Here is a 22535-nt window from a genome sequence, read left to right as displayed (position 1 = left end):
GGCCAGCCGGGAGCCTCTCTCCCGACCTCCAAACCCGTCACGGAAAACCCGGCACCCCTCTTACTCTTGGAGCACCAGTCGGGTCATGTGGACTTGCAACGCAATCCATATGGACGTATATTGTCAGTCAAGCTAGGAAGGAGCGCGAACAAATGGAAAACGTAGTTCTGGAGCGACCTGCACCGGACCGGCAGGGTGTTGCTCTCAAGGCCTTCGCTCGGATCGCGGACGCCTGGTCGCTCACCCTGCGGGAAGCTGCGGCACTGGCGGACATGTCGGAGTCGACCTGGAAGCGGGCGAAGAAGCCCGATTTTGCGGGGGATTTGACGCGGGACCAGATGCTGCGATTGAGCGCGCTGATCGGCCTCTACAAGTCGCTCGAACTCTATTTCAACGAGCCGATCTCGCGGAACTGGGCGAAGCTGCCGAACCGGGGTCCGGAGTTCGACGGCGCGCGGCCCGTGGACGCGATGATCGCGGGCGGGTTGCCCAAGATCCTGCGCGTGCGGGGCTATGTCGATGCGCTGCGGGGCGGGGTTTGAGGATCACGTCGGTCAATGACCGTGCTCTTGTCAGGCTGATCTCCGAGACCCATCACAAGCCCCCAGTGCTGCGGGGGCTGGTCGACAGCGACGAGGAGGCCGCGGTTCTCGCCGAGATCGAAGGCGAGACCAGTGCCCGCCTGATCGCGGAAGCGCAGGGCAGCCCCGCACTCGACCGTCGCGAACTGGCCTTCGCGCGGCGGTCTCATGACCTGACTCTTTACGGTCAGAGCCATATCAATGCGGCCTTCACCTACACGCGACCCTCGGGCAACCGGTTCAACACCGGTGAGCGCGGCGCGTGGTATTGCGCCTGGGACATGCTGACGAGCGCGCAGGAGGTTGGGTTTCACCGGACCCGTGAATTGGGCTTCATCGGCCGCTACGAGGACGAGGCCCGCTACGTGGAACTGCTGGCGGATTTCATCGGGGATTTCCCGGATCTGCACGGGGAGGAGCATCCGGCGCTCGATCCGGTCCCCGAGCGGGGCTACGCGGCCGGGCAGCGCCTTGCAGGGGATCTGAGATCAGAGGGGCATCGTGGACTGATCTACCCATCCGTGCGCGACCCGGGCGGGCGGTGCTTCGTCGCCTTCGATCCCGGTATCATCCAGAATGTCCGTCCGGGCGCGAGCTGGAAGCTTGTCTGGCAAGGCGCGCCGGAATTTACGATCGAGGGGCTGTAACGCCCCCCGATATCCTCATGCGACACTTCAGATCTTGGTGCTAAGGTGCTGAAAAAAATCCCATCTGTCAGGCCTTCTCCAACAACGCCTTCGCCTTTCCCTCCATCACCAACCGCGCATCCTGCTGCGGCTTCGACCGGGCGACTGCGGTGATGCCCTGCACGAAGTCGAAGACGCTCTCGGGCGGGCGGCCTTCCTCGGCCAGAACGGTCTCGACGATCCGCCCCGTCTCCGCCTTCGAGAACCCGCGCTTGCGCAGGAAGTCCTGCCGGTCCTCGTCCGACCGCGCGACGATCTTCTCCCGCGCCGCCCGGATACCGTCGATGAAAGGCGCGGGCGAGGACTCGGCGAAGCGGCTGAGCGCAGGCGCGGCCTCGTGGGCGAAGCGGGAGGCGGCGTATTTTGAGTGCCGGATCGTGATCTCCTGGAAGTCCTCGACGCCCCAGAGATTGCGGTTCTGGCACACGGCGCGGAGGTAGAAACTGGCGATGCCAAGCGTCTTGGCGCCAACCTCCGAATTCCAGCAATAAAACCCCCGGAAGTAGAGGTCGGGTGAGCCATCGGGCAGCAGCCCCGCCTCGATCGGGTTGAGGTCATCGACGAGGAACAGGAACACGTCGCGGTCGGAGGCGTAGAGCGTCGTCGTCTCCTTCGTGATGTCCACGCGCGGGTTGTAGATGCCGGTCGACCAGTCGAGCACGCCCGGCACCTTCCAGCGCGTGTCGCCCGTGCCGTTCCCTGCGATGCGCTGCACGGCGGAGACCAGTTCATGGTCGTAGATGCGGCCGTAGTCGGGGCCCGTCACGGCGCGCAGTTCGGTACGGCCATTCGCGACCTCCATGGTCTTGATCTGCTCGGCCCGGTGATTGGTCAGCCCGTATTGCAGGTTGATCCCCGCCAGCGGTGCGGGCAGTTGGCGCAGATAGGCGGCGGGCGCACCGACGAGGCTCGAGAGCTGGCCAAAGGACCAATGCGTCGGTGCGATGGGTTCATCCGCACCGGGCAGGACCAGCCCCAGCTTTTCCGGGTCGTCCCGATGCGCCTCGACCCGGATCGCGGCGCGCTCGACCGTCTGCGTCCGGCTCCGCTCCGCCCGGCCCTTGACCGAGGCGAACAGATCGTCGAGCGACAGATACCGCTCGTCATCCGGCCGCGAGAACCACTCGGACGACACGCGGTCCACGTTCGAACCGCGCGACACATCCACCTTGTAGCCGCCGCTCATGTCACGCCCGGCATCGATGATTTCGGTACTCATGGGTTTTCTCCCGCGACGGGCGGCCGAAAGCCTCTCTCTCGACCTCCAAACCCGTCACGGGCCGGGACGGCACCCCTCTGACTCTCCGGTCACTCGGCTGCGCGGGTCTCGAGCGTGGAAGTGGCGCGCGACGCGGCAAGCCGGTGCAGCGTTTCCGGGCGGATATGCGTGTATCGGCGCAGCATTTTCCAATCCTTGTGGCCAGTGACCAGCGAGACCTGTTCAATGGCGAAGCCGGCCTCGAACAGGCGGCTTGTGCCCTCATGGCGTAGATCGTGGAAATGCAGGTCCTTCACGCTGACCTCGACGCAGGCGCGCCGGAAGGCCGTTCCGACCGATTTCGAGTTGTAGGGAAAGATCCGGCCCCTTGCGTGCCCGAGTTCCTTGGCCTGTTCGGTGACCAATGCCCAGGCATCGAACCCCGTGGCGGCGAAGAGTGGGATCCGCTGGTCGTTCCCGGTCTTGTTGCGCGGGTCCTTCCTATCGCGGATCATGAGCATCCGGCGGTCGACGTCGAGATCGGTCCATGCGACGCGGCAGATCTCGTCGAGCCGCATGGCCGTGGCCACCGCGAACTTGACGATCCGCGTCATCGGCAGGGTCAGGCGTTCGTTGTCATCGAAGCAACGGAAGAGGCGGTTCAACTCATCGATGGTAGGGCGACGATCCCGCTCTGTGCCTTTGCCGATCAGCCCGAGACGCTTGAGCGCTACGCGCGCCAGATCAACGGGTTCCGGAGAAATGTCGAGCCCGTGCACGGCTGCCGCGTGGGTGATGATCATCTTGATCACCCCGATATCGATCCCGAGCGTCACCGGGCCCGCACCTTGCTCCGCCCGCATCTTGCCGTAGTCGATCAGCTTCTGCCGGTCGAGGTGCCCGATCTTCTCTTTGCCCAGATCGCGCTTGAGCGTCGTGAGCGTGGCGGCCTTGCTGCGACGCGGCGGTTTCCCTACCTCGCACATATCGGTTATATGAAGATCGATGAGGTCGCCAAAGGTCTGGAGGCGGGAAACGGACGACTTGTTCGGCGCCAGCCCCTGATCGACCCGGGTCTCCGCTTGGCGGGCCCAACGATGGGCGTCGTCGCGGCGGAGGAACGTCTCGCTCGCGTAGCGGCCCTTTCGTCTGATCTGGACCCGGTATGCACCGGAGGGGAGCTTGGTGATGGAGGCCATTTTCGTGTGCGCTGTGTGTGCAATGAGTCGTCGTAGAGGGGCAAATTCGGGGATATTGGGGCGTATTCCAGCGTAGCAGCATCCGCCGCCAACAGTTTGAAGATACACAAAAAATGCAAATAAATCAACACGCTAGATTGTCTACGGCCCCTATGATGGACTGGACGGATCGTCACTGCCGGGCGTTCCACCGGGTGCTGTCGCGGCAGACGCTGCTCTATACCGAGATGGTCACCGCGCCCGCGCTCGTGCGTGGCGGCGCGCATCACCTGCTGGAATTCGGCGAAGCGGAGCATCCGGTGGCGCTGCAACTGGGCGGCTCGGACCCGGAGGAACTGGCCGAGGCGGCGCGGATCGGGGCAGAGCGGGGTTACGACGAGATCAACCTCAACTGCGGATGCCCGTCGGACCGGGTACAGTCGGGGACGTTCGGCGCGGTACTGATGACCGAACCGGCGCGGGTTGCAGCATGCGTTGCCGCCATGCGTGCGGCGGTGGACGTCGAGGTGACGGTGAAATGTCGCATCGGCGTGGATGAGCAGGATCCCGAAACAGTACTGCCCGACTTCATCGCCCGGGTCAGCGATGCGGGCGTTCGTCGCATCAGCATCCACGCGCGCAAGGCGTGGCTGCAGGGCCTGTCCCCCAAGGAGAACCGCGACGTGCCGCCTCTGGGTTACCCGCTGGTGGTCCGGATGAAGGACGCGTTTCCTGGCCTGCATCTGTCGGTGAACGGCGGCGTCGCGGACCTCGATGCGGCGGAGCTCTTCCTCGCGGACGGTCTCGACGGCGTGATGATCGGCCGGGCGGCGTACCAGCGGCCGTGGGACATACTCGGACAAGCGGACGAGCGCATCTTTGGAGCGGAGGCCTCGCCCTGTGCCGCGCCCGAGGATGCGGCCCGCGCGATGCGGCCCTATCTCGCGCAGCACCTCGAGGCCGACGGCAAGCTCGGGCAGGTCACCCGTCACATGCTGGGCCTGTTCGCTGGACGCCCCGGCGCGAGGGCGTGGCGGCGGGTCCTGTCGGACGGAAGCACGGCGCGGGGCGAAGCAGGGCTGTCTGTCTACGACACCGCGCTGGACGCGGCGCTCGGAGAGCGTGCGGCGGCTTGATCGCGGGCGTGCAAAGTTGGTCCGGTAGGTCGCTTGACCGGGTGGCCGGCGCGCGCAACGGTTTCGCGCAAGCGGCGCGCCACTCCGATCTTTCGCCAAGCGCCGACGCCAAATCGATGCGGTGGCTCACCGCTGGACCGTCGTGCCGTGAACACCACCCTCAGGGCAGAGGGGAAGCGGACATGACTACGTAAAAGCACGAAGCGCGTGAGCCGCCGCGCGCCGCGTGCTTTCGGCCAGAGCGGGTTACTTTCGCCCCAGTGACGGCAGCGGCGCGGCGGGCGACAGCTGCGGCGCGCGGTCGGGCAGGGTGGCCATGACCTCGCGCCGGGCTTCGGGCGTCATGCGGCCCCATGCGGTGATCTCGTCGATGGTGCGCAGGCATCCCCGGCAGAGGCGCGAGGACGGATCGATCACGCAGACATCGATGCAGGGGCTGTCGGGTTTGGCTGTCATGCGCCCTCCGAACTCAGGTTGCGCAGGCGGTCCAGCGCGCCCTGCAGGATCACCGAGGCCGCCACGTGGTCGATGACCTCGGCACGGCGGCGGCGCGACGTGTCGGCTTCGAGCAGCGCGCGCTCGGCGGCGACGGTGGACAGACGCTCGTCCCAGAAGCCGATCGGGCCGTTCCACAGGCGCGAGAAGTTCCGCGCGAACGCGCGCGTGGCCTGGCAGCGCGGGCCCTCGGTGCCGTCCATGTTGCGCGGCAGGCCCAGCACGACACCGCCGACCTCGCGCGCCGACAGGATCGCGACGAGCTTCTCGGCATCGGCGGTGAACTTCTTGCGCCGCACGGTTTCCAGCGGCGTTGCCACCGAGCGAAGGCGGTCGGACACCGCGACGCCGACGGTCTTGTCGCCAAGGTCGAACCCGGCCAGCGCGGCCATGGGCGGCAGCGCCGCGGCGAAGTCCTCGATGCTTTCGTGGATCACTGACCAATCCCCGCGCCCTGTGCGGCCTCGCGGATGGTCCGGAGCGCCGCGTCGTCCCCGGCGAAGACTTCCTGTGCCTCGGCAAAGATCGACATGGCGCGCTCGGCCTCGCCGAGCCGCGCATAGGCGAAGATGAGGCGTCCCCACTCGTCAGCCGAGCCGCCTTCGCTGGCCAGCCGCTCGGCCAGACCCGAGACCATGCCGCGGATCATCTGGTCGCGCGCCTCGGGCGTCATCTCGCCTGCCGCCTCGACATCGCCGGCGGAGGGGCCGGGCAGGGCGCGTCCGGCCTCGGGCGTCGGCGGGGTATAATCGTTCACGCCCGCGCGCCGGGCCATGGTGTCGATCTGCTGCAGCACCGGGTCGACCCACGGATCGCCCGCGGCGCTCTCGCGCAGAAGCGCGTCCCAGATGCGGAAGGCACGGTCGGGGCGGCCCGTCTGCGCATAGGAGAGCCCGGCATAGTAGCGCGCGACGCCTTGCTCGGGATCGCGGGCAAGCGCCGCGTCGAACACGTCTTCCGCCTCGGGCGAGACGTAGCCGCCCGCCGCCAGAACCATCATGTCACCGAGGTCGGCGTAATCTTCCGCCGTCGCCTCGTCTCCCTTCAGCTCGACGATGCGCCGCTGCGCCTGGTAGGCGGCGCGGTAATTGCCCAGCGCGGCCTCGGACCGGGCCAGCAGAACGAAGCCCTGAAGGTCGTCGGGCCGTTCGGCGACGGCACCGCGCAGGCGTTGCACCAGCTCACGGTATTCCGCGGTGGTCTCCGGTGAGGCCTCTTCGCCCTCGGGCACCTGCTCCTCGGCCTCGGCCTGGCGGGGGCGGGTCTCGCGGGCTGTCTCTGCCTCGGCGATGCGGGTCTTGAGCCCGAGATCCCCATAGCCGGGCGCGCCGAGGGTCGCGTAGAGCGCGAAGGCGCCGCCCAGCACGAAGGCACCGATCAGGATCGCCGTCGACAGTGCCAGCCGCTTCGGCTGCCCGCCCGCGTCTCCGGCCGCGCCGGCACGCGCGTCGGCGGCCAGTAGACGGCGAGAGATCTCGGTGCTCAGACGCTCGGCCTCGGCCTCGGCGATCACGCCGCGTTTGCGGTCGCGTTCGACCTCGCGCAGCTGGTCGCGGTAGATCTGCAGGTCGAACGCCTCTCCGGCGCGGGTGTCGCGCCGGCCGCGCACCAGCGCCACGCCCAGCAGCGCGGCGACGAGCGCCGCAAGCGCGGCAGTGATGATCAGGAAAAGTGTCATGGCCTCCTCGCCCAGCCTCGACCGTCTACGTAGCCAACCGGGGCCGGTCCCGAAAGGGCAAAACCCGGACGCGGGGCGGGGCAGATGGTCTCGTCCGGTCACAACCCGGTAAGGTCGGTGCGATAGGCTTACGGCCGGGCAGTGCCCGTGGAACGGCGCGCGGCCTGCGGGCGCCGCGCGGCAGGATGTCGCGGTGGCCGGGTACGACACCCCGCATGTCGCAAAGTCGTTGCATTGTGACGGAACCAGCCGTGGCGCCGCCCCGCGCCGGGTGCAAAGAAACCCACAGACCAACCCGGTGGGAGAATCGAGCGCGGCCATGAAGCATTACTCAGCATTCGCCATCGCCCGCGAGGCCCTGCGCAACCATACCGGCTGGCAGCGCGCCTGGCGCGACGCCCAGCCCAAGTCGCGCTATGACGTGGTCATCGTCGGTGCCGGCGGCCACGGACTCGCCACGGCGTATCACCTTGGCAAGAACCACGGCATCACCAATGTCGCGGTGATCGAGAAGGGGTGGCTCGGCGGCGGCAACACCGGCCGCAACACCACGATCATCCGCTCGAACTACCTGCAGGATCCCTCGGCCGCGATCTACGAGAAGTCTCGCGCGCTCTACGAGACGATGAGCCAGGACCTGAACTACAACGTCATGTTCAGCCCCCGCGGCGTGATGATGCTGGCCCAGACCGAGCACGAGGTCCGCGGCTACAAGCGGACTGCCCACGCCAACGGCCTGCAGGGCGTGCAGACCGAGTTCATCTCGCCCAAGCGGGTGAAGGAGCGCTGCCCGATCATCGAGCTGAAGGGCCCTCGCTACCCGGTCCTCGGCGCGCTGTGGCAGCCGCGCGCGGGCACCGCCCGCCACGACGCCGTGGCCTGGGGCTATGCGCGCGCGTGCTCGAACATGGGCATGGACATCATCCAGCAATGCGAGGTTACCGGCATCCGCTCCGAGGGCGGGCGCGTCACCGGCGTATCGACCAGCAAGGGCGAGATCGACTGCGGCAAGCTCTGCATGGTGGTGGCGGGTCATTCCGGCCGCCTCGCAGAAATGGCGGGCTTCCGTCTGCCGGTGGAGTCGGTCGCGCTGCAGGCGCTCGTGTCCGAGCCGATCAAGCCCTGCATGGACGTCGTCGTCATGGCCAACACCGTGCACGGCTACATGAGCCAGTCGGACAAGGGCGAGATGGTCATCGGCGGCGGCGCGGACGGGTACAACAACTACACCCAGCGCGGATCCTTCCATCACATCGAGGAGACGGTGCGCGCCCTGATCGAGACCTTCCCGATGATCTCGCGGCTGAAGATGCTGCGGCAGTGGGGCGGCATCGTCGACATGACCGGCGACCGCTCGCCGATCATCTCCAAGACCCCGCTCGAAAACTGCTTCATAAACTGCGGCTGGGGCACAGGCGGCTTCAAGGCGATCCCCGGTTCCGGCTGGGCCACCGCCGAGATGGTCGCGAACGGCACCCCCGGACCGCTCGCCGAAGCCTTCGGGCTGGAGCGCTTCCGCGAGGGCCGGTTCATCGATGAATCCGTCGCGGCGGGTGTGGCGCACTGATGGCCGCGTTGGCGTCTTTCCGCCGCGGGACGCGGATCGGGGGAACCGGGGCGGGGGGCATCGCGGTTGAGGTGCGACCTATGAACGCACCGGAGGCCCCAGTATGTCCGATCCGAACCACGACCCCCGCAACACAAACACCCACACCCGCGAGACCCACGTCGAGAAACGCAGCGGCGGGTCCGGCGCGATGGCCTTCATCGTCGGCGGCCTCGTCGTCGCAGTGGGCATCCTCTTCTTCGTCTTCTGGGGCGGAGGTCCCGAGGGCGATACCGCGGCCAATGGCGGCGGAGACGTCAATGTCTCGGTCGAAGAGACGGGCGATGCCGCTGAAGGCGCAGCCGAAAGTGCCGCGGGCGCAGCGGAAAGCGCTGCCGACGCAGCAGGCGACGCCGCCGAAAGCGCAGCCGAGTCTGCCGAATCCGCGGCCGAGACCGCGACCGACGACAGCCAATAAGGCCGGCTTCGTGCCCGGCCATCCGGCCGGGCACGTCCCCTCGACGCGCCCCGGCATCCGTCTTGCCGAAGGAGCGCGCGCATGCTGATCCTCACCTGTCCCTATTGCGGCACCGCCGCCGACGAGACCGAGCTGCACCCGGGTGGCGAGGCGCACGTGGTGCGTGCCGGACCCGAGGCCGACGAGGACACGTTCGAGGCCTATCTCTTCCAGCGCGCCAACCCGCGCGGCGTCCATTTCGAACGCTGGCGCCATTCGCATGGCTGCGGCAAGTGGTTCCACGCCGCCCGCGACACGCTGACGATGCAGGTTCACGGCACCTATCCGGCGCAGGTCACCGAGCCGCCGCAGGACATCCTCGACGCCATCGAGGAGGCCCGCGCGAGATGAGCCGCGCCGCCCCGACCGCCTTCGTCCCCACGCTGCCCCGCGCCTCCGAGGTCTGAGCCCATGAGCAAACGCCTGTCCACCGGCGGTCGCCTGATCGACCGCGACACCTCGCTCCGCTTCACGTTCAACGGCACGCATCTGCGGGGCCACCAGGGCGACACGCTCGCCTCGGCGCTCATGGCGAACGGCCGCACGCTCATGGGGCGCAGCTTCAAGTATCACCGCCCGCGCGGCGTGGTGACAAGCGGTGCCGAGGAGCCAAACGCCCTGTTCGGCCTCGGAAAGGGCGACCGGTTCGAGCCGAACCAGCGCGCCACCACGGCCGAGCTGTTCGATGGCGCAACCACCGAGACGCAGAACCACTGGCCCTCGCTGGAGACGGACGTGGGCGCGGTGAACGCGTCGCTGTCGCGCTTCCTGCCCGCGGGCTTCTATTACAAGACGTTCCTCTGGCCGCGTTCCTTCTGGAAGCATGTCTATGAGCCGTTCATCCGACGCTCCGCCGGCCTCGGCAAGGCTCCGGACAAGGACGCGCGCGATCCCGATGACTACGAGCATTTCCACATCCACACCGACGTTCTGATCGTCGGCGGGGGCGTGGCCGGCCTCGCGGCTGCGAAATCCGCGTCGGCGACGGGCGCGGAGGTGCTGCTGGTCGAGCAGACGTCGCACTGGGGCGGCCGCGCGCCGGTCGACGGGGCCGAGATCGACGGCATGCCCGCCGATGCCTGGATCGAAAAGACCGTCGCCGAGCTCGAGGCGATGGAGAACGTGCGCCTGCGCACCCGCGTCATGGGTTCGGGCATCTACGATCACGGCTACGCTCTGGCCTACGAGCGGATTGCCGATCATGCGCCCGAGGGGGGCCGTCCGCGCCATCGTCTCTGGCGGATCCGTGCGCGCCGGATCGTCACGGCCACCGGTGCAATCGAGCGGCCCATCGCCTTCGCCGGAAACGACCTGCCGGGGATCATGCTGGCCTCGGCCGTGCGCGACTACGTGGTGAACCACGCCGTCGCGCCCGGAGACCGTACTGTGGTCGTCTGCAACAACGACGACGCCTACCGCACGGCGCTGGTGCTGGACGACGCCGGCCTGAAGGTCGCGGCCGTCGTCGACGCCCGGCCGCAGGGCGGCGGGACGCTGGCCCGGACCGTGAAGGACCGGGGGATCCGCGTCCTTCAGGGCAAGGCCATCGCCAAGGCCAAGGGCACCAAGACCGGCGTCACCGCCGTCGGCATCTGCGAGTTCACCGGTACCGGAGACGTGACCGAGACCATCGCATGCGACTGCGTCGCCATGTCGGGCGGCTGGTCGCCGGTGGTGCACCTGTGGTCCCATGCCGGTGGCAAGCTGACCTGGGACGAGACAGAGGCCCAGTTCCGCCCCGATCCCGACCGCGCCCCGCGCAACGAGGACGGCGAGGCGATGGTCCATGCCGTTGGCGCAGCCAATGGCCACTTCGGCACTGCCGAAGGTCTGGCCGATGCGTGGGACGCCGGGGCGCGTGCCGGCGGTGGCACGGCGAGCGGCGCGGCGCCTGCTGCCGCGGCTCGTGACGAGGCAGCGATGATGCCGGTCTGGCTCATGCCCGCCAACGCCAAGATCGGCCTGCGCCGGAAGGCCTGGCTCGACTTCCAGAACGACGTGAAGGTCTCCGACGTGGCGCTCGCCGCGCAGGAGGGCTTCACCTCGGTGGAGCACACCAAGCGCTACACCACGCTCGGCATGGCGACGGACCAGGGAAAGCTCAGCAACATCAACGGTCTAGCGATCCTTGCACAGGCGCTCGACCAGGAGATTCCCGCGGTGGGGACGACCACCTTCCGGCCGCCCTACACGCCGATCTCGCTGGCGGCGATCGCCGGCGAGGCGCGGGGCGACCTGTTCCAGCCCGTGCGCCGCACGCCGATGCACCAGTGGCATGAGGACAACGGCGCGGTGTTCGAACCGGTGGGCCACTGGCGGCGTCCGTACTGCTTCCGCCGCGACGGCGAGAGAACCGAGGAGGCCGTCCGTCGCGAGATCGACCGTACCCGCCACGGCCTCGGCATGCTCGACGCCTCGACGCTGGGCAAGATCATCGTGAAGGGCCCTGATGCGGGACGCTTCGTGGACATGCTCTACACCAACATGATGTCGTCCCTGAAGGTCGGCGCCTGCCGCTACGGGCTGATGTGCTCGGAGAACGGGTTCCTGATGGACGACGGCGTGGTCGCGCGTCTCTCGGACGATACCTTCCTGTGCCACACCACCACCGGCGGCGCCGAGCGCATCCACGCCCACATGGAGGAATGGCTGCAGACCGAATGGTGGGACTGGCAGGTCTGGACCGCCAACGTTACCGAACAGTGGGCGCAGGTCGCGGTGGTCGGTCCGCATGCCCGCAAGGTGCTGGAAAAGCTCGGCGGCATCGACGTGTCGAAGGAGGCGCTGCCGTTCATGCGCTGGACCGAGGGCACGCTGGCGGGGCTTCCCGCGCGGATCTTCCGGATTTCGTTCTCGGGCGAGCTGTCCTTCGAGGTCGGCGTGCCGGCGAACCGGGGCCGGGCGCTCTGGGACGCGCTGCTGGAGGCCGGCGAGGAATTCGGCATCACGCCGTACGGCACCGAGGCGCTGCACGTGATGCGGGCCGAAAAGGGCTTCATCATGATCGGCGACGAAACCGACGGAACGGTGATCCCGCAGGATCTCGGACTGCACTGGGCGATCTCGAAGAAGAAAGAGGACTACATCGGCAAGCGCGCGCAGGCCCGGTCGCACATGGCCGACCCCGACCGCTGGCAGCTGGTGGGTCTCGAGACGACGGATGGCTCGGTTCTCGACGATGGCGCCTATGCCATCGCCGACGGCACCAATGCCAACGGGCAGCGCAATACCCAGGGGCGCGTGACCTCCACCTATCACTCGCCGACGCTCGGCCGGGGTATCGCCATGGGGCTGGTGCTGCACGGGACCGATCGCATGGGCGAGGAAATCGACTTCACCGCCGAGGGCGGAGCGACGCGGCGCGCGCGCATCGTGTCCCCGGTTTTCTACGATCCGGAAGGAGAGCGGCAGAATGTTTGACGCGACATCGCACCCCGCACGTCCCGCGCTCGAGGGCGCGACGTTCGACGGTCTCGTCCGGGTGGAGGCCGCGGGCCTCACCGGCATGATCACGCTGCGTGGCGACGTGGATGCGATCGGGATGCCGGTGGCAGACGTCACCGGGCTCGACGTGCCCGACACGCTCGGCATCACCGGAGACGGCGTCCGTGCCCTGGCATGGATGTCGCCCGACGAGATGATGCTGTTCTGCGACTATGCCGAGGCCGAAGAATTGGCCGCCAGTCTTGCCGGGTCGCTAGAGGGCGAGCACGCGCTGGTCGTGAATGTCTCGGACGCGCGCGCCGCGTTCCGCCTGTCCGGCCCCGAACACCGTCTGCGCGAGGTTCTGGCCAAGCTCACGCCCGCGGACGTGCGTCCCGAGGCGTTGCCGCCGGGCATGATCCGGCGGTCGCGGCTGGCGCAGGTCGCGGGCGCGTTCTGGCTCGACGACGCTGGCGACCTGCGGGTGATCTGCTTCCGCTCGGTCGCGGACTACGTCTGGGCGCTTCTGACCGGCGCGGCCCGGCCGGGCTCGGAGGTCGATCACTTCCGGGACGTCAGGATGTGACGCCGAACCGCGGCGGGGGTTGCGGGGCAGGGCGGGCCGTCCGATAGTCGGGCGGCCCATCGACACCGGAGGCTTCCCACCTTGCGCCGCACCCGACCGTCCGCCTTGCGCCGGACCCTGATCGCCGCTGCCATGAGCCTGGGGCTCGCCGGCCCCGCCGCTGCGGCCGACACCTATGTCTGCCAGCTGAGCCAGCACGGCGGTGGAAACTGGATTCCCGAGGTCCTGTTCATCGGGCGCGACGACCCGTCGGCGCCGCAGGCGGTCGTGTCCGACCCCGTAGTGCTTTATTTCAACAAGGGACCGGTGGCCGCGCGTGTGGCGGCCGACAACGCCAGCCGCGTCACCTTCGTCTGGGAGTTGACGGTCGAGGCCAGCGCACGGAGCTACGTTTCGCGTTTCATCTACCGGGCGACCTATCTCAAGGGATCGGGCCGGATGCAGATTTCGGCCACGCCCGCAGGCTATTCCAATCGCTTCACCGGAAGCGGAACATGTCGCTACGAGCAACGTTGACGCATCGAGGGTGCGGCAGTTCCGCGCAACCTGCCCTTGACGGGACCGGGCTGCCGGGACACCTGTCGCACCGCCGAATACTTTTTCCCAGATATGAGGTCTGACATGGCTTTCGAACTTCCCGACCTTCCGTATTCCCACGACGCGCTTGCTTCCAAGGGCATGTCGGCGGAGACCCTGGAGTTCCACCACGACATTCACCACAAGGCCTATGTCGACAACGGCAACAAGGCGATCTCGGGCACCGAGTGGGAAGGCAAGTCGGCCGAAGAGATCATTAAGGGCACATACGACCCGAACGCGGTCGCGCAGTCCGGCATCTTCAACAACGCGTCGCAATACTGGAACCACAACCAGTTCTGGGAAATGATGACGCCGAACCAGTCGGCGATGCCCGGTGAGCTCGAAAGCGCCCTGACCGAGAGCTTCGGTTCGGTCGACAAGTTCAAGGAAGAGTTCACTTCCGCCGGTGCCGGCCAGTTCGGCTCGGGCTGGGCATGGCTCGTCAAGGACACCGACGGCGGCCTCAAGGTCATCAAGACCGAGAACGGCGTGAACCCGCTCTGCTTCAACCAGACCGCGCTGCTCGGCGTCGACGTTTGGGAGCACTCCTACTACATCGACTTCCGCAACAAGCGTCCGGCCTACCTGCAGAACTTCGTCGACAACCTGGTGAACTGGGAAAACGTCGCCGAACGCCTCTCGAAGGCCTGATAGACGACAGCGATACGCGGCGCGCCCACCGTGCCGCGAACGCCAGTGCGCCCCGTGTCTTTCCGGCACGGGGCGTTTTCATGCGTTGCCCCGGCGTCGGCCCGGAACGCGCCCCCGACATCTTGCGTTTCTGAATTGAACACGCACGAGCGAAGGAGGCCAGCATGGCAGAGCGCAAGAGATCGCAGGACGGGCACCGCGAAACCGAGGACGTTCTCGGCCAGAAGCCCGAAGAGCTTCCCGAAAGCCCCGACCATGCCGGCAGCGCCGGCGGCGAGATGAACCGCAAGGTCGGCAAGCGCGACGAGGAAAAGAGCTACGACGACGGCTCGAACGGCACGACCCGGCCGCTCGCGCAGGACCAGGACGGCTCGGGCGACAAGGAGGACGTGTGATGGGCGTGTTGACCCACGGAACTTGGGTGCTCGTCGCCGACGGCGAGAAGGCGCTGTTCCTGCGCAACGAGACCGACGAGGAGAACCCCAACCTCGACGTCGTCCGCGAGGAAGAGCAGGAGAACCCCTCGGACCGCGAGCAGTCTGCCAACCGTCCCGGACGGATGCAGGACACCGGCGTGGGCCAGCGCTCCGCGGTCGAGGATACCGATTGGCACGAGCTTGCTAAGGAGCGCTTCGCCGACGATCTCGCCGAGATCCTCTACAAGCAGGCGCACAAGCACAAGTTCGAGCGTATCGTGATCTGCGCCGCGCCCCAGGTTCTGGGCGAACTGCGCAACAAGATGCACAAGGAGGTCTCGAGCCGTGTGGTGGCCGAGGTCGACAAGAACCTCACGAACCATCCGGTCCAAGATATCGAGAAGGTCCTGTCGGAGACGATGGAAAACAGCTGACCCTCCGGCAGAGCCAAAATGTGTCCCCCACGGTCGCCTTTCTGGCGACCGTGGGTTACTGTTTGTAACGGCGGGTGTGCAATCCGTCGTGACCAGATCAGTAACGCCCGTGGAGAGCGCGTGACCGAACAAGAAAAGTTAGTCAGGGACTTTATCGACACAGTCCTGATCCATGAGAACCGCGCCGCTGCCGAGCATTACTTTGCCACCGACGCCCAGATCGTCGGTCTTGAAGGTGTTGCCCATTCCAGCAGGTTCGAGTTTCTCCGCTTCCTGTCGATGATCCAGAGCCAGTTTGCCTTCGTCCGGTTCGAGATCATGCAGGCAATCTGCGACGGGACGTGGGTTTCGCTCATGGGCCAGCTCGTCGTCACCGAGCGCGGCTCGACCCGGACGTCGGACGAACGGTTCCAGTCTTCGGTGCGCATCGAGGACGGCCGGATTGTCGAGGCGCACTTCTTTACTGACTTCATAAACTTTTTCGAGTCGATGGGGCGCCTGCCGCCAAGGACGCTCGACCGATGCCTGACCGGAGAACGACTCCGCTTCTCCTGAGCCGTCTGGCCATCGCCCGCCCGGTGGTCTACGCCACGTTGGAACGACGGAAATACGGGCAGGCGGATGAGCGAGACAAAGGCCGGCATCGCGGCGATGATCGGCGCCTGCATGATCTGGGGTCTGTCGCCGCTCTACTACAAGCTTGTGGCCGAGGTGGACCCTGTGGAGGTCCTTGCCCATCGCACGTGGTGGTCGCTTGTCTTCTTCGCCGGCGTTCTGGCCGTGAGGGGGCGCCTCGGCGGGGTGGCCCGCGCGCTGCGGACCCCGCGTTCGGCCGGTCTGCTGGTGATTTCGGCCGTCATGATCTCGGCGAACTGGTTCCTGTTCATCCTGTCGATCCAGATCGAGCACGCCACCGAGGCGAGCCTCGGCTACTACATCTTTCCGCTTATGGCGGTGCTTCTGGGCGTGGTGGCGTACGGGGAACGGCTCGACCGGGCCGCCGCAGTCGCCGTGACGCTGGCGACGCTTGCGGTGGCGCTTCTGGCGATCCGCGAGGGGCGTCTTCCGTGGGTGTCACTTATCATCGCCAGCACCTTCGCGCTCTACGGTCTCGTCAAGAAGCGGGTGCGCGAGGACGGCATGACCTCGGTCACGACGGAGGTGCTGATCCTGTCGCCGCTCGCCCTGGGCTGGCTGGCGGCGATTCATTTCGGCCCGGTGGAGGGGGGCGTCTTCGGCAATGACCTGCGTCTCAGCCTGCTGCTCGCGGCGTCGGGCCCGCTGACGGCGTTGCCCCTGATCCTGTTCAGCCATGCCTCGCAACGCGTGCCGCTCGGAACCATCGGCCTGATCCAGTACCTGAACCCGACGCTGCAGTTCCTCTGCGCCACGCTGGTCTTCCGCGAACCTTTCGGACCGGTGCAGGCGGTGACCTTCGCGCTGATCTGGACAGCGCTCGCGATCTTCGGCGGCGCGCGCTTCGCTCAGGACCGCAGGCGGCGCAGGGCGGTCTCGAGCTCAGCCACGGTGCCGCACACCTGAACCGCGTCGCGGGTGCCGGAACCGGCATAGCCGCTGTCGACGACGTGATCGAGCAGCGCGCGTAGAGGCTCCCAGAACCCGTTGATGTTCAACAGGAAGATCGGCTTTGCGTGCAGGCCGAGCTGGCGCCACGTGAGGACCTCGAAGAACTCGTCCAGCGTGCCCGCACCGCCCGGGAGCACGGCGATCGCGTCGGCGTTCATGACCATGACCTTCTTGCGCTCGTGCATGGTCTCGGTGACCACGAAGCGCGACAGGTCGGTCTTGCCCACCTCCATGTCCAGAAGGTGGGTGGGGATCACACCGAACGTGTCCGCCCCGGCCGTCTGCGCCGCGCGCGCAACCTCGCCCATCAGGCCCACGTCGCCGGCGCCGTAGACGAGCCGAAGCCCCATGTCGCCGATCGTCTGACCGAGGTCGCGGGCGGCCTCGGCATGGGCGGGATCGACGCCCGGGCGCGCACCGCAATAGACGCAAAGCGAAAACGTAGACATTCTGGGGACCTGCGTGCTCTCGGAATTTTGACCGCTGATAGCGCCATTGCTATACACGCTCAACCGCGGTCCGGGGGATGGCCGCGTGGCAGGGGATGGGACTTGGAATGACACGGCTGGCAAGGGCGGGCGGAACGGCCGGCGCGGCACTCGGCGGCGTGACCGCGGCGGCGCTTCTGGCCTTCGGCGTGCTTGCCGCGTGGCAGCTCGACCGCGCGGGGCAGGGGGACGAGGACCGGACGCACGCCGATCAGGTCGGCGCGGTGGCCGGAGCCGGAGGGGGCGTTACAGACCCCGACAATCCGGGGACATCGCGGGCAGGCGGCGGCGCTGCCGGCTCGCCGTCTGCCTCAGCGGATGGGACGGCGGCCCAAGGTCAGACACTGCCTTTCCCGTCACCCGAGCCCGCGCCCCCGGTAACTGCGGACGCCTCACCTCCCGGGACACAGGACGCTCCATCTGGCCGGGAGGCACCGGCTTTGCCTTCACTTGCCGAGGTCGAGGACGTTCCCGAGACCTCGCCGCCTCTCGCGGCGCCCGATGCCGCCGAGACACCCCCGGACGCTGAAAGCGCTCGGCCCGCGGTCCCGGCGTCCGAAATGCGTTTGGAAGGCGGCGCGGGGTCCATCGACGTTACGAACGCAGTGCAGGAGACACCTGCCGACGCACGCGAGCCGACGTTGGAAACCTCAGACGGCACCCCGACTGCGGAGCCGCCCGTCCCGGCCTCAACCGGCCCGGCGGTAGACGCGACCAAGACGCAGCCCGATGACACAGTAGCCGTCGCGACCGCCGGCGACATTTCTTCGAACGACGATGACGCCATACCGGCGAGCACTGGCGCCACGGAGCCCGGCGACGCCGGCAGCTCAGGCAACCCGGAGCGCGGCGCCGAGGCCGGCAACATTGAAGACGCGACCCGTCTGGCGGGTGTGGACGCGTCGCTGACCGAGGGGGGCGCAGGTGAAACAGGCGCCGCCGGCACCGGGTCCGACCCGACCTCCGCGACCGACGGCAGCGCATTCCCCGTCGCCGCGATCAGCGCAAAAGATCGGCAACCGGCCGCATCGCAATCGGAGAGAGATGGGCGCGGAACCGATGGTGACGCGTCAAACGTCAGAGATGCTGCTCCCGATCAGGGTGGCGAGACCGACGGCCAGGGTCCCGCTATCCGCAACCAAGTCCCACCGGCGTTCGACGTGGTGAGGGTGGAACGCGACGGCGCGGCCCTGATCGCAGGGCGCGCGTCGCCCGGGGCGGATGTCTCGCTGTATCTCGACGGTGAGGAGGTCGGACGGACCGTGGCCGATGACGGCGGTCGCTTCGTGGCCTTCGCCGCGCTGCCGCCCGCCTCAAGTGCCCGCGTGCTGACCCTCCGCGAAGAGCGGAACGGAACCGTGCGGGACGCGTCCGACCGGGTGATCCTCGCGCCCGCCACCGGGGGGCCTACCGATGACGTCGTTGCCCGTGCGGCCAGCGGCGATGGCACGGGGCCGTTGGGGGCGGTCGCCGATCCTCAATTCGCCGGCAGCGAGCCGGATGCGGGCGCCGAGGCCCCAGGGGTCGCCGATGCGCCGCCCTCCGGCGAGGCACCGGAGCCTCCCGCCGTCGAAGCGTCGGCGACCGGCACCCGGACCGCCGTTCTCCTTTCTCGTCCCGACGGGGTTGAGGTCTTGCAACCGGCCGCGCCCGCGCCGCCCACGCGACCCGACGCTCAGGACTACGTGTCCATCGATTCAATCAGTTATGACGCGACGGGCGAGGTCGACCTCTCGGGCCGGTCAGATGCGACCCGCGGCTCGGTCCGGGTCTATCTGGACAATGCGGAGGTCCGCACCGCGCCGGTCGGCCCCTCGGGCCAGTGGCGCACACGGCTCGGCGACGTCGCCGCGGGGACTTATACTCTCCGAGTGGACCGGCTCGATCAGGACGGCGCCGTGATCGCGCGCGCCGAAAGCCCGTTCCGTCGCGAAAGCCGTGAGTCCCTGGAGGCCGCGACCCCGCAAAGCCGCGGTGCGAAGGTCGAGGCGGTTACGGTGCAGCCGGGCAATACGCTCTGGGCCATCGCGCGCGAGCAATACGGCGACGGGCTGCTCTACGTCCGGGTGTTCGAGGCCAACGACGACCAAATCCGCGATCCCGACCTGATCTATCCCGGCCAGGTCTTCTCGATCCCGGACTGAGGTCAGCGCGGCAGCGGATCGTCCTCGGCCTCGGCCTGCGTGGAAATCCAGTCGCGGAACCGGTTGATCGCCGGACCGTCCGCGCGATCGGTCGGCCAGACCAGCCAGTAGGCCCCGAGAGAGACCGGCTCGGCCGTAGTGGCGCGCACGAGCGTTCCGGTGGCCAACTCGGTCTCGGTCAGGTGATCCGGCAGGAGCGCCACGCCGAGACCCGCCTGCGCCCCCTCGCGCATGGCGGTGAACTGGTCGAACGTGGTGCCGGTGCCGCTGCTCGCCACGGTGACGCCGTGCGCCGCGAACCAGTCGCGCCAGGCATCCGGCCGGGTTTCCATCTGCAGAAGCGGCAGGTGATGCAGATCCTCGGGCGGCAACGGACCGTCGGGCACGAGGTCGGGCGCGCAGACGGGCAGGGTGCGCTCGGGGCGCAGCTTGAGGCGCTGCGTGCCCGGCCGCGGCGGTCCGCCGAATTCCAGCGCGGCATCGAACGGGTCGGTGGCGAAATCGCACGGCCGGATCCGCGTGGCGAGGTTGATGGTGATGTCCGGGTGTCGCCGGGCGAAATCGGCGAGCCGTGGCACGAGCCAGCGCATTCCGAAGGACGGCAGCATGGCCAGGTCGAGGCTGCCCGCGCGCGCCGGCAAGCGAAGCGCCAGCGACGCCTGCGCAATCCGGTCGAGCGCGCCGCGCACCGTGCGGGCGTAGTCGCGGGCCGCGTCGGTCAGCACGAGGTTGCGCCCCTCGCGCTGCACCAGCGACACCTCCAGCCCGTCCTCCAGCGTCCGGATCTGGCGGCTGACGGCGCTTTGACTCAGGTCCAGCTCGCGCGCGACGGCCGTGGCCGAGCCCAGCCGGTCCAGCGACTCGAGCGCGCGCAGGGCCCCTAGCGGCGGGATCAGACGGCGCGCCCGCGCATTCTGTTGCGGATTGCTCATGCGTTCTTGCGATATTGGCGTTTTTCCATGCGTACCGTGCAAGGTATGGTACGCGCAAGCGAATGGAGGACCCCGCCATGAACGACATGAGCCAGAACGCCCCGACCCTGAAGCCGAAAGACGCCCCCGATCTCGGCAAGTTCGACTGGGAGGACCCGTTCCGCCTGGCCGACCAGCTCGAGGAAGACGAGCGCATGATCGCCGACAGCGCCCGCGCCTACGCGCAGGAAAAGCTGCAGACCCGCGTCGGTCCGGCTTTCGAGGGCGAAACCGTCGAGCCCGAGATCTTCGCCGAGATGGGCGAGATGGGCCTTCTGGGCGTCACGCTGCCCGAGGAATACGGCGGGCTCGGCTCGTCCTACGTGTCCTACGGCCTCGTCGCGCGCGAGATCGAGCGCGTGGATTCGGGCTACCGCTCGATGATGTCGGTGCAGTCGAGCCTCGTGATGTATCCCATCTACGCCTACGGCTCCGAGGAGCAGCGCAAGAAGTACCTGCCGAAGCTTTCCAGCGGCGAGTGGATCGGCTGCTTCGGCCTGACCGAGCCCGATGCCGGGTCCGACCCCGCAGGCATGAAGACCCGCGCCGAGAAGATCGACGGCGGCTACCGCATCTCGGGCTCCAAGATGTGGATTTCGAACTCGCCCATCGCGGACGTATTCGTGGTCTGGGCAAAGTCCGACGCCCATGACGGCAAGATCCGCGGCTTCGTGCTGGAGAAGGGCATGAAGGGCCTGTCGGCACCCAAGATCGGCAACAAGCTGAGCCTGCGCGCCTCGGTCACCGGCGAGATCGTCATGGAAGGTGTCGAGGTCGGGGAGGATGCGCTTCTGCCGAACGTGCAGGGCCTGAAGGGGCCGTTCGGTTGCCTCAACCGCGCCCGCTACGGCATCGCCTGGGGCGTCATGGGCGCCGCCGAATTCTGCTGGCACGCGGCACGCTCCTACGGGCTCGACCGCAAGCAGTTCGGCCGTCCGCTGGCACAGACCCAGCTGTTCCAGAAGAAGCTCGCCGACATGCAGACCGAGATCGCGCTTGGTCTTCAGGGTATCCTGCGCGTCGGGCGCCTGATGGACGAAGCCAAGGCCGCGCCGGAGATGATCTCGATCCTCAAGCGCAACAACTGCGGCAAGGCGCTCGATATCGCGCGGATGTCGCGGGACATGCACGGCGGCAACGGCATCTCGGGCGAGTTCCAGGTGATCCGCCACATGGTGAACCTCGAGACGGTGAACACGTACGAGGGCACCCATGACGTTCACGCGCTGATCCTGGGCCGCGCCCAGACCGGCCTCCAGGCGTTCTTCTGATCGCCTGAGCGCCTGAACACCGAGAATGACAGGATGAGGGCGTCGACCTAGGACGGGTCGACGCCCTCTCTGTATTCGCTGGGGGTCTGGCCGGTGTGCCGTCGGAAGGCCCGGCTGAAATAGGCCGGGTCGTCGAAGCCCAGCCGGTAGCCGACCTCGGCCACAGTCATCCGCGTGTAAGCCAGATGGCGGCGCGCCTCCTGAAAGAGCTGCGCCTCCACGTGCGCGGCAGCCGCGCGTCCGGTTTCACCGCGGCAGATACGGTTGAGTTGCTGCGGGGTAAGGCCCACCGCGTCGGCATAGTCCGATACCCTCCAGCGATCGCGCAGGTGGGCCCGGATCAGCCGGTCGAAGCGGTCCATGTGGGCGGCGGCGCGGCTGCGTTTCGCCGGGGCATCGGCGGGCCGCGCCGCGCGCGCCACCTCGGACAGAAGCGACATGACGAGCCCGCGCAGCATTGGGTCGCGGAACGGCGCACGGCCCCGATGTTCGCGCGCGATGGCATCGGCCAGCATCCGCGAGGAGCGCGGCGCGGAGGCGGCGCACCAGAGCTTGAGCCGTGGCGCCAGTGCGCTGGCCGGTCCGAAGACCTCGGGAAACGCACGGTCGGGCAGGGTGATGACGTGGCCCACCGTGCCCTGCGCGAAGGTGAAGCCGTGCACCACCCGGCGCGGCATGAAGATCAGGCCGGGCAGGGCGAGCGCGTGCTCGTGCCCGTCCACCGTGATCCGACCGCCGCCGCGCACCAGCACGAACACCTGCGACAACCCTTCGTGCCGGTGAGGCGCAATCCGCCAATCGTGCAGCGACGCGCGGTCCTGCACGGTCTCGGCGTGGAGTAGGTCCGGAAACGCGCCGGTCTCGCCGTAAAGCGCGTAATCGGGGATCGGCTCGTGGGCAGTCATGTTCGAGATGTGCAGCACAATGGAACGTCTGTCCATGTCTTGCGGCGGGCCCGGTTTCTAATCTG

General features: G+C 67.9%; 24 protein-coding genes. 16 read left to right on the top strand and 8 right to left on the bottom strand.

Going from position 1 to position 22535, the window contains the following annotated elements; all coding sequences use genetic code 11:
* The first annotated feature begins 152 nt into the window (after window positions 1-152).
* Together BMX29_RS06105 and BMX29_RS06100 are read left to right on the top strand one after the other, a co-directional pair.
* A complete protein-coding gene (locus tag BMX29_RS06105; protein ID WP_092811220.1) occupies window positions 153-542 on the top strand; it encodes an antitoxin Xre-like helix-turn-helix domain-containing protein in 390 nt (129 codons plus the stop codon).
* Entirely contained in the window at window positions 539-1228 is a 690-nt protein-coding gene (locus BMX29_RS06100) for an RES family NAD+ phosphorylase (protein ID WP_092811218.1), read from the top strand. The genes BMX29_RS06105 and BMX29_RS06100 overlap by 4 nt, the downstream gene beginning before the upstream one ends.
* A 67-nt stretch (window positions 1229-1295) precedes the next feature.
* Here BMX29_RS06100 and BMX29_RS06095 read toward each other — a convergent pair whose 3' ends face one another.
* Window positions 1296-2486, bottom strand: a complete 1191-nt coding sequence (locus BMX29_RS06095; RefSeq protein WP_092811216.1) for a DUF932 domain-containing protein — start codon at window positions 2484-2486, stop codon at window positions 1296-1298.
* Between the two features lie 89 nt (window positions 2487-2575).
* A complete protein-coding gene (locus BMX29_RS06090) occupies window positions 2576-3664 on the bottom strand; it encodes a site-specific integrase (RefSeq protein WP_092811214.1) in 1089 nt (362 codons plus the stop codon).
* Window positions 3665-3777: 113 nt separating this feature from the next.
* On the opposite strand from BMX29_RS06090, the gene dusA reads away from it, so the two are divergent.
* Window positions 3778-4779, top strand: a complete 1002-nt coding sequence (dusA, locus tag BMX29_RS06085; protein ID WP_092811212.1) for a tRNA dihydrouridine(20/20a) synthase DusA — start codon at window positions 3778-3780, stop codon at window positions 4777-4779.
* Between the two features lie 246 nt (window positions 4780-5025).
* On the opposite strand, the gene BMX29_RS06080 is transcribed toward dusA, so the two are convergent.
* The 3 genes from BMX29_RS06080 to ccmI are packed head-to-tail and all read right to left on the bottom strand — an operon-like array spanning window position 5026 to window position 6952.
* Window positions 5026-5235 carry a DUF1289 domain-containing protein gene (locus tag BMX29_RS06080; RefSeq protein WP_043841270.1) on the bottom strand — a complete coding sequence of 70 codons (210 nt, stop codon included), beginning with the start codon at window positions 5233-5235 and terminating at the stop codon, window positions 5026-5028.
* Window positions 5232-5711: a Holliday junction resolvase RuvX gene (ruvX, locus tag BMX29_RS06075; RefSeq protein ID WP_092811210.1), complete on the bottom strand. Its 480-nt coding sequence runs from the start codon at window positions 5709-5711 to the stop codon at window positions 5232-5234. The genes BMX29_RS06080 and ruvX overlap by 4 nt, the downstream gene beginning before the upstream one ends.
* Window positions 5708-6952: a c-type cytochrome biogenesis protein CcmI gene (ccmI, locus tag BMX29_RS06070; protein WP_092811208.1), complete on the bottom strand. Its 1245-nt coding sequence runs from the start codon at window positions 6950-6952 to the stop codon at window positions 5708-5710. Before ccmI ends, ruvX begins: the two co-directional genes overlap by 4 nt.
* A 319-nt stretch (window positions 6953-7271) precedes the next feature.
* On the opposite strand from ccmI, the gene BMX29_RS06065 reads away from it, so the two are divergent.
* From BMX29_RS06065 to rarD, 11 genes are all read left to right on the top strand, one after another.
* Complete coding sequence (locus BMX29_RS06065; RefSeq protein WP_092811206.1) at window positions 7272-8519, top strand: sarcosine oxidase subunit beta family protein; 1248 nt, start codon at window positions 7272-7274, stop codon at window positions 8517-8519.
* A 103-nt stretch (window positions 8520-8622) separates the two neighbouring features.
* Window positions 8623-8976 (top strand): hypothetical protein, encoded by a 354-nt coding sequence (locus BMX29_RS06060; RefSeq protein WP_092811204.1) that lies wholly within the window; start codon window positions 8623-8625, stop codon window positions 8974-8976.
* 81 nt (window positions 8977-9057) lie between these two features.
* A complete protein-coding gene (locus BMX29_RS06055) occupies window positions 9058-9366 on the top strand; it encodes a sarcosine oxidase subunit delta (protein ID WP_092811202.1) in 309 nt (102 codons plus the stop codon).
* Between the two features lie 60 nt (window positions 9367-9426).
* Window positions 9427-12435 (top strand): sarcosine oxidase subunit alpha family protein, encoded by a 3009-nt coding sequence (locus BMX29_RS06050; RefSeq protein ID WP_092811200.1) that lies wholly within the window; start codon window positions 9427-9429, stop codon window positions 12433-12435.
* Complete coding sequence (locus BMX29_RS06045) at window positions 12428-13024, top strand: sarcosine oxidase subunit gamma (protein ID WP_092811198.1); 597 nt, start codon at window positions 12428-12430, stop codon at window positions 13022-13024. The genes BMX29_RS06050 and BMX29_RS06045 overlap by 8 nt, the downstream gene beginning before the upstream one ends.
* An 81-nt stretch (window positions 13025-13105) precedes the next feature.
* Window positions 13106-13540, top strand: a complete 435-nt coding sequence (locus BMX29_RS06040) for a hypothetical protein (protein WP_131618120.1) — start codon at window positions 13106-13108, stop codon at window positions 13538-13540.
* Window positions 13541-13645: 105 nt separating this feature from the next.
* Window positions 13646-14254, top strand: a complete 609-nt coding sequence (locus BMX29_RS06035) for a superoxide dismutase (RefSeq protein ID WP_043841251.1) — start codon at window positions 13646-13648, stop codon at window positions 14252-14254.
* A gap of 164 nt (window positions 14255-14418) precedes the next feature.
* Window positions 14419-14649, top strand: a complete 231-nt coding sequence (locus BMX29_RS06030) for a hypothetical protein (protein WP_043841249.1) — start codon at window positions 14419-14421, stop codon at window positions 14647-14649.
* Complete coding sequence (locus BMX29_RS06025; RefSeq protein WP_043841247.1) at window positions 14649-15104, top strand: host attachment family protein; 456 nt, start codon at window positions 14649-14651, stop codon at window positions 15102-15104. The genes BMX29_RS06030 and BMX29_RS06025 overlap by 1 nt, the downstream gene beginning before the upstream one ends.
* A gap of 120 nt (window positions 15105-15224) precedes the next feature.
* Window positions 15225-15659: a nuclear transport factor 2 family protein gene (locus tag BMX29_RS06020; protein WP_175471139.1), complete on the top strand. Its 435-nt coding sequence runs from the start codon at window positions 15225-15227 to the stop codon at window positions 15657-15659.
* 66 nt (window positions 15660-15725) lie between these two features.
* The gene (rarD, locus tag BMX29_RS06015) at window positions 15726-16646 is read left to right on the top strand and encodes an EamA family transporter RarD (protein WP_092811194.1); all 921 of its coding nucleotides are present in this window, start codon (window positions 15726-15728) and stop codon (window positions 16644-16646) included.
* Here the strand turns inward: rarD and BMX29_RS06010 are convergent.
* On the bottom strand, window positions 16589-17140 hold the full coding sequence (locus tag BMX29_RS06010; protein ID WP_092811192.1) for an LOG family protein: 552 nt from the start codon (window positions 17138-17140) through the stop codon (window positions 16589-16591). The genes rarD and BMX29_RS06010 overlap by 58 nt on opposite strands.
* A 599-nt stretch (window positions 17141-17739) precedes the next feature.
* Here BMX29_RS06010 and BMX29_RS06005 point away from each other — a divergent pair.
* Window positions 17740-19323, top strand: coding sequence for a LysM peptidoglycan-binding domain-containing protein (locus BMX29_RS06005; RefSeq protein ID WP_139196936.1), 1584 nt, complete (start codon window positions 17740-17742; stop codon window positions 19321-19323).
* 2 nt (window positions 19324-19325) lie between these two features.
* On the opposite strand, the gene BMX29_RS06000 is transcribed toward BMX29_RS06005, so the two are convergent.
* Window positions 19326-20255: a LysR substrate-binding domain-containing protein gene (locus tag BMX29_RS06000; protein WP_092811188.1), complete on the bottom strand. Its 930-nt coding sequence runs from the start codon at window positions 20253-20255 to the stop codon at window positions 19326-19328.
* Between the two features lie 86 nt (window positions 20256-20341).
* Here BMX29_RS06000 and BMX29_RS05995 point away from each other — a divergent pair, with 86 nt between their 5' ends.
* Complete coding sequence (locus BMX29_RS05995) at window positions 20342-21565, top strand: acyl-CoA dehydrogenase (protein WP_043841833.1); 1224 nt, start codon at window positions 20342-20344, stop codon at window positions 21563-21565.
* A 47-nt stretch (window positions 21566-21612) separates the two neighbouring features.
* Here the strand turns inward: BMX29_RS05995 and BMX29_RS05990 are convergent, their stop codons facing one another.
* Window positions 21613-22506 carry a helix-turn-helix domain-containing protein gene (locus tag BMX29_RS05990; protein WP_092811186.1) on the bottom strand — a complete coding sequence of 298 codons (894 nt, stop codon included), beginning with the start codon at window positions 22504-22506 and terminating at the stop codon, window positions 21613-21615.
* Window positions 22507-22535 lie beyond the last annotated feature (29 nt).

The organism is Roseivivax marinus (assembly GCF_900109705.1).
Taxonomy (GTDB): domain Bacteria; phylum Pseudomonadota; class Alphaproteobacteria; order Rhodobacterales; family Rhodobacteraceae; genus Roseivivax; species Roseivivax marinus.
Note: the sequence above shows the minus strand (reverse complement) of the source record. Positions and strands in the feature narration are given on the sequence as shown.

Coding starts and splice junctions, on each gene's coding strand:
- BMX29_RS06005 (WP_139196936.1), top strand. CDS start 17,740: ATGCGTTTGGAAGGCGGCGCGGGGTCCATCGACGTTACGAACGCAGTG.
- BMX29_RS06065 (WP_092811206.1), top strand. CDS start 7,272: ATGAAGCATTACTCAGCATTCGCCATCGCCCGCGAGGCCCTGCGCAAC.
- BMX29_RS06030 (WP_043841249.1), top strand. CDS start 14,419: ATGGCAGAGCGCAAGAGATCGCAGGACGGGCACCGCGAAACCGAGGAC.
- BMX29_RS06025 (WP_043841247.1), top strand. CDS start 14,649: ATGGGCGTGTTGACCCACGGAACTTGGGTGCTCGTCGCCGACGGCGAG.
- BMX29_RS05990 (WP_092811186.1), bottom strand. CDS start 22,506: ATGGACAGACGTTCCATTGTGCTGCACATCTCGAACATGACTGCCCAC.
- BMX29_RS06010 (WP_092811192.1), bottom strand. CDS start 17,140: ATGTCTACGTTTTCGCTTTGCGTCTATTGCGGTGCGCGCCCGGGCGTC.
- BMX29_RS05995 (WP_043841833.1), top strand. CDS start 20,342: ATGAGCCAGAACGCCCCGACCCTGAAGCCGAAAGACGCCCCCGATCTC.
- BMX29_RS06055 (WP_092811202.1), top strand. CDS start 9,058: ATGCTGATCCTCACCTGTCCCTATTGCGGCACCGCCGCCGACGAGACC.
- BMX29_RS06090 (WP_092811214.1), bottom strand. CDS start 3,664: ATGGCCTCCATCACCAAGCTCCCCTCCGGTGCATACCGGGTCCAGATC.
- BMX29_RS06045 (WP_092811198.1), top strand. CDS start 12,428: ATGTTTGACGCGACATCGCACCCCGCACGTCCCGCGCTCGAGGGCGCG.
- BMX29_RS06095 (WP_092811216.1), bottom strand. CDS start 2,486: ATGAGTACCGAAATCATCGATGCCGGGCGTGACATGAGCGGCGGCTAC.
- BMX29_RS06080 (WP_043841270.1), bottom strand. CDS start 5,235: ATGACAGCCAAACCCGACAGCCCCTGCATCGATGTCTGCGTGATCGAT.
- BMX29_RS06060 (WP_092811204.1), top strand. CDS start 8,623: ATGTCCGATCCGAACCACGACCCCCGCAACACAAACACCCACACCCGC.
- rarD (WP_092811194.1), top strand. CDS start 15,726: ATGAGCGAGACAAAGGCCGGCATCGCGGCGATGATCGGCGCCTGCATG.
- BMX29_RS06035 (WP_043841251.1), top strand. CDS start 13,646: ATGGCTTTCGAACTTCCCGACCTTCCGTATTCCCACGACGCGCTTGCT.
- dusA (WP_092811212.1), top strand. CDS start 3,778: ATGCAAATAAATCAACACGCTAGATTGTCTACGGCCCCTATGATGGAC.
- BMX29_RS06050 (WP_092811200.1), top strand. CDS start 9,427: ATGAGCAAACGCCTGTCCACCGGCGGTCGCCTGATCGACCGCGACACC.
- BMX29_RS06000 (WP_092811188.1), bottom strand. CDS start 20,255: ATGAGCAATCCGCAACAGAATGCGCGGGCGCGCCGTCTGATCCCGCCG.
- BMX29_RS06105 (WP_092811220.1), top strand. CDS start 153: ATGGAAAACGTAGTTCTGGAGCGACCTGCACCGGACCGGCAGGGTGTT.
- ccmI (WP_092811208.1), bottom strand. CDS start 6,952: ATGACACTTTTCCTGATCATCACTGCCGCGCTTGCGGCGCTCGTCGCC.